General features: G+C 63.1%; 11 protein-coding genes and 1 tRNA gene. All 12 read left to right on the forward strand.

The genetic code is table 11. From position 1 onward, the window contains the following. The first annotated feature begins 64 nt into the window (after positions 1 to 64). Complete coding sequence (locus J7I86_RS01735) at positions 65 to 757, forward strand: DedA family protein (RefSeq protein ID WP_214815167.1); 693 nt, start codon at positions 65 to 67, stop codon at positions 755 to 757. 39 nt (positions 758 to 796) lie between these two features. After that, positions 797 to 1,939, forward strand: a complete 1,143-nt coding sequence (locus J7I86_RS01740; protein WP_214815062.1) for an adenosine deaminase — start codon at positions 797 to 799, stop codon at positions 1,937 to 1,939. Next, positions 1,917 to 2,639, forward strand: a complete 723-nt coding sequence (locus tag J7I86_RS01745) for a MazG nucleotide pyrophosphohydrolase domain-containing protein (protein ID WP_396019850.1) — start codon at positions 1,917 to 1,919, stop codon at positions 2,637 to 2,639. Before J7I86_RS01740 ends, J7I86_RS01745 begins: the two co-directional genes overlap by 23 nt. Before the next feature lie 116 nt (positions 2,640 to 2,755). Continuing rightward, a complete protein-coding gene (eno, locus tag J7I86_RS01750; protein ID WP_026542844.1) occupies positions 2,756 to 4,036 on the forward strand; it encodes a phosphopyruvate hydratase in 1,281 nt (426 codons plus the stop codon). 148 nt (positions 4,037 to 4,184) lie between these two features. Next, positions 4,185 to 4,934: a septum formation initiator family protein gene (locus tag J7I86_RS01755; RefSeq protein WP_214815169.1), complete on the forward strand. Its 750-nt coding sequence runs from the start codon at positions 4,185 to 4,187 to the stop codon at positions 4,932 to 4,934. Between the two features lie 68 nt (positions 4,935 to 5,002). After that, positions 5,003 to 5,686 (forward strand): DUF501 domain-containing protein, encoded by a 684-nt coding sequence (locus J7I86_RS01760; RefSeq protein ID WP_214815063.1) that lies wholly within the window; start codon positions 5,003 to 5,005, stop codon positions 5,684 to 5,686. Next, the gene (locus J7I86_RS01765) at positions 5,683 to 6,651 is read left to right on the forward strand and encodes a Ppx/GppA phosphatase family protein (protein ID WP_214815064.1); all 969 of its coding nucleotides are present in this window, start codon (positions 5,683 to 5,685) and stop codon (positions 6,649 to 6,651) included. Before J7I86_RS01760 ends, J7I86_RS01765 begins: the two co-directional genes overlap by 4 nt. Continuing rightward, the gene (locus J7I86_RS01770; RefSeq protein WP_214815065.1) at positions 6,648 to 8,054 is read left to right on the forward strand and encodes a S8 family serine peptidase; all 1,407 of its coding nucleotides are present in this window, start codon (positions 6,648 to 6,650) and stop codon (positions 8,052 to 8,054) included. The genes J7I86_RS01765 and J7I86_RS01770 overlap by 4 nt, the downstream gene beginning before the upstream one ends. Positions 8,055 to 8,092: 38 nt before the next feature. After that, positions 8,093 to 9,547 (forward strand): NAD(P)/FAD-dependent oxidoreductase, encoded by a 1,455-nt coding sequence (locus J7I86_RS01775; protein ID WP_214815066.1) that lies wholly within the window; start codon positions 8,093 to 8,095, stop codon positions 9,545 to 9,547. A gap of 90 nt (positions 9,548 to 9,637) precedes the next feature. Further along, a complete protein-coding gene (locus J7I86_RS01780) occupies positions 9,638 to 10,558 on the forward strand; it encodes an N-acetyltransferase (protein WP_214815067.1) in 921 nt (306 codons plus the stop codon). Between the two features lie 21 nt (positions 10,559 to 10,579). Further along, positions 10,580 to 10,653, forward strand: a tRNA-Leu gene (locus J7I86_RS01785). Between the two features lie 144 nt (positions 10,654 to 10,797). After that, positions 10,798 to 12,027, forward strand: a complete 1,230-nt coding sequence (locus J7I86_RS01790) for a branched-chain amino acid ABC transporter substrate-binding protein (protein WP_214815068.1) — start codon at positions 10,798 to 10,800, stop codon at positions 12,025 to 12,027. Positions 12,028 to 12,104: the final 77 nt, after the last annotated feature.

Raw genomic sequence — 12,104 nt, forward strand, 5'->3', positions numbered from 1 at the left:
CTTCCGTCACACTGTCAAGTCACATTCGTCTAGGAGCTACCGCCGCGTGGAGTCTTTGAACCAAATGCTCGAGCATGCCGCCGGGCAGCCCTGGATATACCCGGTACTCCTGGTCTTCTTCTTCATTGACGGATTTGCCACCATTCTTCCCAGCGAAACGGCCATAGTTGGTCTCTCGGCGCTGTCCCTTCACAGCGGAGAACCCAACCTCTGGATCCTGGGAGCAACCGCACTGGTAGGTGCCATGGCCGGGGACAACATGGCCTACATGCTGGGCCGGAAAATCGGCCTCACCCGCTGGAAATGGATGCGCAGGCCCAAGGTCCAAAAGATGTTCGCCTGGGCCCAGTATGAGCTGGATAAGCGGGGCGCTGTCCTCATTTTCACGGCCCGGTACATCCCTTGGGGCCGCGTGGCTGTGAACTACGTGGCCGGACAAACCGGCTTTCGCCACCGTACCTTCTTCTGGCTGGACGCTTTCGCCTGCGTCACCTGGGTTATCTACTCCATCGGCATCGGCCTGCTTGCAGGTCAGTGGGTGCATAACAACCCGCTCCTGGGCGTCGGAATTGCAGTGGCTTTCGCCGTGATCCTTGGGATCGTGGTGGACCACGCCCTTCGCTGGTGGCACAAGTATCTTGAAAAGAAGGACCTGGCCCGTGACGCGGCTGCAGGCAACGCAGTACCGGCATCGGAGCCCTCGGAGCTGCCGCACAAAGCGGTCGCCAGTGTGGACCTCTCCAAACCCGCTGGCTGAGCTGCTGCCTGGGACGGCGGCGGGCGCTAGTCTTGGTACGTGACTGAGCCCATTCTTGACGCTGCCCCTGCCCTTGACTTCGATTTGAAGAGCCTGCCCAAGGTTTCCCTCCACGATCACCTGGACGGAGGACTCCGCCCGGCTACCATCATCGAGCTGGCCGAGGCCGCCGGCCACACACTGCCCTCCACCGATCCTGTGGCGCTGGGCGAATGGTTCCGCGAATCCGCCGACTCCGGTTCGCTGGTCCGCTACCTCGAAACGTTCGACCATACCGTTGCCGTCATGCAGACCAAGGAAGGCCTGTTCCGGGTCGCCAAGGAATTCGTGGAAGACCTGGCCGAGGACGGCGTGGTTTACGGCGAAGTCCGCTGGGCTCCCGAACAGCACCTGCAGCAGGGCCTGACCCTGGATGAGGTTGTGGAAGCAGTCCAGACGGGCCTTGAGGCCGGTGTGGAGTCCGCTGAAGAACGCGGCCAGCAGATCCAGGTGGGGCAACTCATCACTGCCATGCGGCATGCTGATCGCGGTCAGGAAATCGCCGAACTGGCCGTCCGCCACCGCGCCAATGGCGCCGTTGGCTTCGATATCGCCGGGGCTGAAGACGGCTTCCTGCCGTCCCGTTTCAAGGACGCCTTCACCTACTTGGCCGAGAATAACTTCCCAGCGACGGTCCACGCGGGCGAAGCCGCCGGCCTGGAGAGCATCCAGTCCGCTTTGGTGGACGGGCGCGCCTTGCGCCTTGGCCACGGCGTGCGGATCGCCGAGGACATCTCAGTGGAGTTTGAAGACAACTCCGACGACGACGGCGAGGACACCGTGGGCATGGTGACTATTGGCAGCGTGGCCGCCTGGGTCCGCGACCGCGGAATTGCCCTGGAAATCTGCCCGTCGTCCAACCTCCAGACCGGTGCCATCTCCGGCTTTGGCGACGGGATCGAAAGCCACCCGGTGGACATGCTCTTCCAGCTTGGCTTCAACGTCACCATCAACACGGACAACCGCCTCATGAGTGGTGTCACCCTGACGGACGAGTTCGAACTCCTGGTGGAGACCTTCGATTACGACCTCGATGATCTGCTCGAACTGACACTGAACGCCGCCGAGGCAGCCTTCCTGCCGTTGGACGAGCGCGAAGCCCTGGTTGAGTACATCAACGATGCCTACGCCAACCTCGGCTAACAAAGGCCCGAAAGGGATCACGGACGAGATTCCGGACGGAATCCCGGTCCTGCGGGAGCTGCTGGGGACGATTGCAGCACTGCGTGAGCATTGCCCTTGGATGGGCGCGCTGACGCATGAGTCGCTGGTGGAATACCTGATTGAGGAAGCCTACGAAGTGGTGGACTCGATCGAGGCCGGTGCTGTTGATGATGAGCTCCGCGGCGAGCTGGGCGATGTGCTGCTCCAGGTAGTGCTTCACGCCCGGCTCGCCGAGGAGCGCGGCAGCTTTGATTTTGCTGCTGTAGCCCGGGGCATCAACGCCAAGATGGTCCGACGCAACCAGCATGTGTTCAAGGCGGACGGTTCCCTGCAGGAAAGTTTCCCGGCCAGCGTCGAGGAAATCATCGTCAAGTGGGACGCTGCCAAACGCGCCGAGAAGCCGGAGCGGAAAGACCCCTTTGAAGGCATCCCGCCGCATCTTCCTGCGTTGGCAGCAGCACAGAAGTCCCTGGACAGGGCAGTCCGCTCAGGGTTGGACGTTGACGCACAAGGTGCGCTGGCCGCCGTCGGACTTTCTGCTGTTCCGGCCTCGGAAGAGGCGCTGGGCGAGCTTCTGCTCGCCGTCGTCGCCGGTGCCCGGGAACAAGGTCTGGACGCAGAACGGGCCCTGCGTGCAGCGGTTCGATCGTTTCAGAACACCCAGGCTCCGCCTTCATGACGTGAGCCGTCGGAAGCCGTGCCGTAACCTAAGCCACTCTGGACTACGCTAGTAGCGACGAGGACGTTGAGAATTTCCCTCCTCATTCCTGTAATTTGCCCATAAGGAGCACATCCATGGCGCTTATCGATGCCATCCACGCACGCGAGATCCTTGATTCCCGCGGAAACCCGACCGTAGAAGTTGAGGTTCTGCTCTCCGACGGCCAGATCGGCCGCGCAGCAGTTCCCTCCGGTGCCTCCACCGGCGAGCACGAAGCAGTTGAGCTTCGCGACGGTGACAAAGGCCGTTACCTCGGCAAGGGTGTCCAGAAGGCCGTTGACGCCGTTATCGACGAGATCTCCCCGGCCCTGATTGGTTTCGACGCCACTGACCAGCGCAGCATCGACCAGGCCATGATTGACCTGGACGGCACGCCCAACAAGGGCAAGCTCGGCGCCAACGCCATCCTGGGTGTTTCCCTGGCCGTTGCCAACGCTGCCGCAGCTTCTGCTGACCTGCCGCTGTACAAGTACTTGGGCGGCCCGAACGCCCACGTCCTGCCCGTTCCGCTGATGAACATCCTCAACGGCGGCTCGCACGCCGATTCCGATGTGGACATCCAGGAATTCATGATCGCCCCGATCGGTGCCGAGACCTTCTCCGAAGGCCTGCGCTGGGGCGTTGAGGTTTACCACAACCTCAAGGCTGTCCTCCAGGAAAAGGGCCTCTCCACCGGCCTCGGCGACGAAGGTGGCTTCGCCCCCAACCTGCCGTCCAACCGCGCTGCACTGGACCTGATCCAGGAAGCCATCAAGAACGCCGGCTACACCCCGGGCACGGACATCGCCCTTGCACTGGACGTTGCATCTTCGGAGTTCTACAAGGACGGTGCCTACCAGTTCGAAGGCAAGGCACTCTCCGCCACCGAGATGAGCGCCTACTACGCTGAGCTCGTTGCCGACTACCCGCTGGTTTCCATCGAAGACCCGCTGGACGAGAACGACTGGGAAGGCTGGAAGACCCTCACCGACACCATCGGTGACAAGGTTCAGCTTGTTGGCGACGACCTCTTCGTCACCAACCCGGTCCGCCTGCAGCAGGGCATCGAGACGGCCACGGCCAACTCCCTGCTGGTCAAGGTCAACCAGATCGGCTCGCTGACCGAGACGCTGGACGCCGTTTCCCTGGCCCAGCGCTCCGGTTACACCACCATCACCTCGCACCGCTCCGGCGAAACCGAGGACACCACCATTGCTGACATCGCCGTTGCCACCAACGCGGGCCAGATCAAGACCGGTGCCCCGGCACGCTCCGAGCGCGTCGCCAAGTACAACCAGCTCCTGCGCATCGAAGAAGAACTCGACGACGCCGCACGCTACGCCGGCCGCAGCGCGTTCCCGCGTTTCAAGGGCTAGCCTTCAGCGAAAACAGCTAACCGGTGGCTATGGTGGAATCACCATGGCCGCCGGTTCTGTTTTAACTCCGGTTCTGCTTTACCCGGGCCAGGTCAGAAACAGCAAGCGCAGCAAACGCCAGGCAAGCACCGGGCATTACAGGAGTGTCATGGCCACCCGTCGTCCAAAGGTACCCAGGGCCGACGCCCTTGGCAGCCAGCCCAGTGGCAGCCGCACTTCCAGTGGTTCCGGTCCGTCCGGCGCCGGCGGCACGTCATCCGAGGGCGCTGAGGTCATCAAAGCCGAGTTCGGCGGCGAGCGTGCAACGTCAAAGACACCCACGCCGGTTGGCGGTAAAACGGCAGCCACCAGCAGAACCTCAACCGGTGGCAAGAATCCCGCGAGCGCGAAGCCAACGGCGACCTCATCCAAGACTGCGGGCACTAAATCCGCGAACACCAAGCCTGCAGACAAAGGCCAGAGATCCGGGACATCAGGCACTGCCAAGGATGACCGAGACCTCGATCCCGTACCGGCGAAAGCGTTCTCCGGCCGGATGCTTGCACTGGCTGTGGTGATGATTGCCATCACTATCCTGTTGGCCCCCACCGTGAAAATTTTCCTGGAGAAACGCGCCGAAATCTCCGCCCTGGAAGCGGAGATAGCCAGCAGGAAAGCCGAGCAAACAGAGCTCAACAAACAGCTTTCCCGGTGGCAGGACCCCAACTACGTGAAACAGCAGGCCCGCGACCGCATTAACATGGTTATGCCGGGTGAAACGGGTTACTGGGTGTTTGGGGGAGAAGAAGCCGCCGGCACACCGGGTGGCCGCACCGGCTCCGGATCGTCGGCAAACCCGGAGAATCTGCCCTGGGTGGATGCTCTCTGGGAGTCAATCAGACGATCGGCAACTGACTAGACGCGGTGCCCGCCGCCGTCGTGCCCGCAGGGGACTCGACAAAAGGGGCAGGAAGGTTGGCAGCGCAAGTGGAAGAGAACACGGCAGCCGTGCCGCAGGAATCCCGCCAGCCATCAGCACACGATCTTGAGGTCCTGAGCCGCCAGCTGGGACGGCCGGTCCGGGATGTTGTTGAGATCCCGGCCAGGTGCGTCTGCGGCAACCCCTTGGTGGCCGCTACGGCGCCCAGGCTCAGCAACGGAACACCTTTTCCCACAACGTTCTACCTGACCCACCCGGTCATCACTTCCGCAGTGTCGCGGCTTGAAGCAGGTGGGCTGATGAATGAGATGAATGAGCGACTGACCACCGATCAGGAACTGGCCGGTGCCTACCATGGGGCCCATGATGCCTACCTGCAGGCCCGGAACGAGATCGCCGGCCGCTCCGGCACCGGAGCGGTGCCGGAGATCGACGGCATTTCCGCGGGCGGCATGCCTACCCGCGTGAAATGCCTCCATGTCCTGGTGGGTCATTCGTTGGCTGCCGGCCCGGGCGTGAACCCGCTGGGGGACGAGGCCTTGGCCTCCATCACCGAGTGGTGGACCAAAGACCGCTGCTATTGCGACGGCGCCTGGGACACCGCCGGCGAGGCTCCTTCGCGGGATTTGAGCCGCCATGGTCCGCAGGGACTGCCGGAGATTGTGGGGCGTCCCGCACCGGTGCGGAAGCCGAAAATTGAGTCCGAAAACGAGCAGGAGGGCACCGCGTGAGCCGGGTGGCCGCCATTGACTGCGGAACCAACTCCATCCGCCTCCTCATCGCCGATGCTTCAGCTGAGGCCTCGGAGACTGCTGCGATGGGTCCTCTGACCGACGTCGTGCGGGAAATGCGCGTGGTGAGGCTTGGACAGGGCGTTGACGCAACGGGTGAACTGGCCCCTGAGGCCTTGGAGCGCACGTTCGCAGCGGCGCGCGACTACGCAGAACTGATCAAGGAGCACGGCGCGGGGCGGATCCGCTTCGCGGCCACGTCGGCCACCCGCGACGCCCGGAACCGCCAGGTCTTCGTGGACGGCATCCGGGAACTGCTGGGAGTCCAGCCCGAGGTGATTTCCGGTGACGAGGAAGCTGCGCTGTCTTTCGCCGGCGCAAGCAGTGTCCTGCCGGGTATGGGGGAGGACCCCATCCTGGTGGTGGACCTCGGCGGCGGCAGTACCGAATTCGTGCTGGGCGACTCCAGCGGGGTGATCGCGGCACGTTCTGTTGACGTTGGCTGCGTGCGGCTCACCGAACGTCACCTTCGCAGCGATCCGCCCACTGCCGCCCAAATCGCCGCAGCAGAGGCCGACGTCGATGCCGCGCTTGATCTTGCCGCGCAAACAGTCCCGCTGGACCGCGCCACGGCCGTGGTTGGCGTTGCCGGTTCCATCACCACCATCACGGCGCACGCGCTGGGCCTGAGTGAATACCAGCCCAACCGCATCCACGGCGCTTCGCTGGACCTCGAAACCATCACCGATGCGTGCACCAGCCTGTTGGAAATGACGCGGGACGAACGTGCTGCCCTTCCGTACATGCACCCGGGACGCGTGGACGTCATCGGAGCGGGTGCCTTGGTGTGGCGCCGCATCCTGGGCCGCTTGGCTGCTGTCAGCAACGGGACCATCCGCGCGGCCGTCGCCAGCGAACACGACATCCTGGATGGCATCGCCCTGAGTATCCGGGACGCCCAATGACATACAGGCACCGACGCACCATCTCCGCTGCGCTTGCCACCACCCTGGCCGGCGGGGCGCTGGCGGGTGCGCTGTTGTCGGCTCCGGCCGCCAATGCGGACGCATGGCGGGACAAGGAGTACTGGCTCAAGGAATCGGGAGTCACCAACGCCTGGCAGGTGTCCAAGGGTGCTGGAGTCAAGGTCGCGATCATCGATAGCGGTGTTGACGGAAGCCACCCGGACCTCAAGGGCGTCGTGGTTGGTGGAACCGACGTCTCTGGTGCCGGGGCCCCGAACGGACAAAAGAGCATCGGTGCCAAGACCGAGCACGGCACACTGGTGGCCACCATGTTGGCCGGGCGCGGACACCCCGCACCCACGCCGCCTCCGTCAGCGTCGCCGTCCGCTTCGGCGTCGCCTGCCCCGCCGCCTCCGCCGCCAACTACTCCGCCTGCCGGGGGACCTGACGGAATCACGGGAGTGGCACCCGAGGCGGAGATCCTGGCCATCTCAACCTGGCTGGGCTCGCCCAATCCGGGCGGCAAAACTGATCAGGAACAGATACCGGAGGCCGTGCGCTGGGCGGTTGATAACGGCGCCAAGGTCATCAACATTTCCCTGGGCAGCACTTCGCCCGATTGGCCGCAGAGCTGGGACGCAGCGTTCCTCTACGCGGAGCAAAAGGATGTGGTGATCGTTGCCGCCGCGGGAAACCGGGTGGGCGGCAACGTCCAGGTTGGAGCCCCCGCAACCATTCCGGGTGTCCTCACGGTAGCCGGGCTGGACGGCGAAGGACGCGCCAGCGTGGACTCCTCGTCCCAAGGCATCAGCATCGGAGTGGCGGCCCCGGCGGAGAAACTGGTGGGTGGCATCCCCGGCGGTTCGTATGCCGAATGGGCAGGAACGTCCGGAGCAGCGCCCATCGTGTCAGGAGTGGCTGCACTCATACGTTCAAAGTGGCCGGATATGAGCGCTACCCAGGTCATCAACAGGATCGTCAGCACGGCCAAGGATGCCGGCGCTCCCGGCAAAGACCCTATCTATGGCTACGGCATCCTCAACGCGGAGGCGGCGTTGAAGAATGACGTGCCCGTCACCAGCACCAACCCGCTGGGTTCCATCGGGGACTGGATCCGTGTTCACCGCCGCGGCGTTTTCAGTGAGCCTGAGCAGGCGCCCGTTGCAAGCCCTACCAGTGCTGCCCCCACGCTCGCTGATCCGACCGTCCCCGTTGCGAAGACGCCGGCCACTGTGGACGACGCCCTCCCCGCCGCCGTCGTGCTTGGTTTTGGAGCCCTGTTTGTTGCCCTGGTAACAGGTGCGGCGATTCAGTTGCGAAGGGTTTCAAAGAACCCGCCCGCAGTGCCCGAAGAGGCCGAAACGGGTGCCCTTTCGAAGGTGGATCCTCCCGCCCGGAAGTAGTTAGTGAAGATTTTCACAAAGTACTGTACTCTGGTCTTATGGCAACCACCCCTGAGCTCATTGACCGTCCCCGGGTTCTCGTCGTCGGCGGCGGCTACGTCGGCCTCTACGTAGCCCTCAAATTGCAGAAGAAGATCGCGAATGCAGGTGGCATCGTCACCGTCGTGGATCCACTGCCGTACATGACTTACCAGCCCTTCCTCCCGGAAGTTGCAGGCGGCAACATCGAGGCACGCCACGCCGTCGTCTCCCACCGTCAGCACCTCAAGCAGACTGAGCTCATCCAGGGCCGCGTCACCAGCATCGACCACGCAAACCGCACTGCGGTGATTGCCCCCTCTGATGGCGGCGAAAACTTCGAGATCCCGTACTTCGACGTCGTGATCGCGGCCGGCGCCATCACCCGCACGTTCCCCATCAAGGGCCTCGCGGACAAGGGCATCGGCCTGAAAACCATCGAGGAAGCCGTTGCACTGCGCAACAAGGTGCTGGAGCGCATCGAATCCGCTTCCACCATGACTGACCCTGCAGAACGCGCCAAGGCACTGACCTTCGTAGTTGTAGGTGGCGGTTTTGCCGGTATCGAGTGCCTCACCGAAATGGAAGACCTCGCCCGCGCAGCTGTACGGAACAACCCGCGCATCCGCCAGGAAGAGATCCGCTTCATCCTGGTCGAAGCCATGGGCCGCATCATGCCCGAGGTCACCGCTTCGCAGGCCGAATGGGTTGTGGAACACCTCCGCAGCCGTGGCATCGAAGTACTCCTGAACACTTCCCTGGACAGCGCCGAGGGCAACCTCAAGCTGATCAACCTGCCGGACAAGACCTCCGCCGGTGAAGTTGAAGCAGACACCTTGGTGTGGGCTGCCGGTGTGCAGGCCAACCCGATGATCCGTTCCACCGACTTCCCGCTGGAACCTCGTGGCCGCGTCCGCGTCCTCCCGGACCTCCGCATCGCAGGCGACGAAGGCATTGTGGAAAACGCTTGGGCAGCCGGCGACATCGCCGCTGTTCCGGACCTCACGGGCAAGGGCCTGCCGGACGGCACCTGCGTCCCCAACGCCCAGCACGCACTGCGCCAGGCCAAGAAGCTCGCCAAGAACCTCTGGGCTTCCCGCTGGGACAAGCCGCTGCACGACTACAAGCACAAGAACCTCGGTGCCGTAGCCGGCTTCGGCGAGTGGAAGGGTGTCGCCAACATCAACCTGCTCGGCCGCATCGGCCTCAAGGGCGGTCTCGCCTGGTTGGCACACCGTGGTTACCACGGCATGGCCATGCCCACGGTGGAGCGCAAATTCCGTGTGATCTTCGGCTGGATCCTGGCCTTCTTCGCCGGCCGCGATACCACGCAGCTGATGGATCTGGATAACCCGCGCGGCGCCTTCGTGGCCGCAGCCACCCCGGCTCCCAAGCCTGCTGCCGCTCCGGCGCCGGTGGAAGCCAAGCCGGTTGCCGAGGACGTCAAGACTCCGGTAACTGCTGACGCCAAGTAGTACACGCTCGACGGCGGCCGTCCCCTTGAGGGGGTGGCCGCCGTCGGCGTTTAATCAGTCCCGCTCCACGGCTGCCCCTAGACTGTCCTCATGTCCGGTGAAACCGATTTGAAGACCCTCTTGGAATCCCTTCATCCTGTAGCCCGGGACGGCGATTACGTGTACGCCCTGTGGCCGCACGGGCGGCCGTTGGAGGGTGGCATCGAAGCTGCCGTTCGGGAGGCTGAGAGCCTCACGGTTGTTCTTCACCGCGATGCAGCGGACTCGTTGGGCCTTAGCTACGATTTCGTGGCTACCTGGATCACGTTGCAGGTCCATTCGGCCTTGGAGGCCGTGGGTTTGACCGCAGCCGTAAGTGCGGCGCTGACGCACGCAGGAATCAGCTGCAACGTACTGGCCGGTTTCCACCACGATCACCTCCTGGTGCCATCGGCAGACGCGGGCAGGGCAATGGAGGTTTTGCGGCTTCTGGCGCGCGGTGTGGTCCTGCGCTCCGAGCGGCCCGAGGACCGGGCCGACATCCTGGAACTCACTGCCCGGGCGTTTTCTGTCTCGCCGGTGACCGGTGAACCCGTTGAAGGTAGGCCCCTTGAGGTGGGGCTCTTGGAGGAGCTTTTTGAGTGCAGCGAGTACATTCCGGAGCTCAGCATCGTGGCGGAGATGGGTGGGGAAATTGTGGGTCACGCCATGAGTACGAGGGGTTGGATCGATGACTTGAAGCTCGTCGCCCTGGGCCCCATAGGCGTGCTTCCACCGTTCCAGCGGCGGGGGGTGGGTTCTGCGCTGATGCGCGAGACGGCAGCCCGCGCCACTGCCTTGGGAGAACCCGCGATCGCTTTGCTCGGCAGCCCTCTTTACTACCCGCGCTTCGGTTATGTTCCGGCCACCTCCATGGGCGTTGAACCGCCTGAGGCAACGTGGGGCGAGCACTTCCAGCTACTGACTTTGCCGGGATGGCCCGACGACGTTCATGGCACCTTCCGCTACGCGGGGCCATTCAACCGGCTCTAGCTGGGATACCATGGTCCGGGCGCCCCAGTAGCCCAATTGGCAGAGGCAGCGGACTTAAAATCCGCGTGTTGTGGGTTCGAGTCCCACCTGGGGCACAGGAAATGCGCGTCGTTACCATATCCTGACCAGCGAAAATGTGTTCTAGGACACATCTAGGTAGTAGTCTCTTGCACATGTTCGAAGTGAGATCACAACTTCGGGACAATGACCACTCAACAGATGGTGCGCGGAGGCTATTCATGTACAGGAAAAAACTCGTTTCGGCGATTGCGGCAGCAGCCGCACTCGGCATGCTGGCAACAGGATGTGCCAACCAATCAGGCCCATCCACTTCGGAGTCTTCCGGAGCCGGCAACAAGGTGGACATTCCTGCAATTTCGAAAGTAGACGTTCCTTCGGGGGCTGTCTTGCCCAAGGGAGACGGCAAAGCCACTTGCCCGGCCACCACCACGATTGCTTACGCTGGAGCCCAGACCGGTCCGAACGCCCAGCTCGGAATCAATATCTTCAACGGCATTCAGCTGGCCATCAACCAGCACAATGAGGCCAACCCGGGCTGCCAGGTGCAATTCAAGAAGTTCGATACTGAAGGCGATCCGAACAAGGCTACGGGCCCCGTGACTCAGATCGTCTCTGAAGAAGACATCGTCGGCGTCGTGGGACTGCCATTCTCCGGTGAGTCCAAAGCCACTGGCAACATCTTCGAGCAGAAGGGCCTGGTTCATATCACCCCTTCGGCCACGAACCCGGGCCTGACCAAGAATGGCTGGACAACCTTCTACCGCGCCCTCGGCAATGACGCCGTTCAGGGGCCGGCTGCGGCGAAGTTCCTGACGGACAAGTTGCAGGCCAAGAAGGTCTACCTGGTTCAGGACGACTCCGACTACGGCATCGGCTTGGGAACGCAGACGTCCGAGGCTCTCGGTGACGCACTGGTTGGTTCTGACAAGGTAGTCACCGGCCAGAAGGACTTCTCGGCCGTGATCTCCAAGATCATGAACGCCAAGGCGGACACTGTCTACTACGCCGGCTACTACGCCGAAGGCGCGCCGTTCGACCAGCAGCTGGTTGGCAAGGGCTTCACCGGATCGTTCGTTGGCCCCGATGGTGTCAAGGACGACCAGTTCATCAAGCAGGCCGGCGATGCTTCGTCGAACTCGTTCTTCACCTGCCCCTGCATCCCCGGTGAGCTCATTCCCGATTTCGCCACGGAATACAAGAAGATTGCAAACGCTGAGCCCGGTACGTACTCCATCGAGGGTTACGACGCAGCGACCGTTTTGCTTTCCGGTATCGACAAGGGCAAGCAGACCCGGGCGGACCTGCTTTCCTGGGTCAAGGCCTACGATGCGGACGGCCTCTCAAAGCACTACAAGTGGGACAGCACCGGCGAGCTCGCAACGCCTGATGTGTACGGCTACAAGGTAGAGAACGGCAAGATCGTTCCTATCGGCGTCATCGGTAAGTAACGCAGACAGCCCAATTCGAGTGCTGGGGGGAAGCTTTTAGGCGGACCCCCAGCATTTCTCTTGACCGCATCAGGAAG

Source organism: Arthrobacter sp. ISL-95 (genome assembly GCF_018613695.1).
GTDB lineage: Bacteria > Actinomycetota > Actinomycetes > Actinomycetales > Micrococcaceae > Arthrobacter.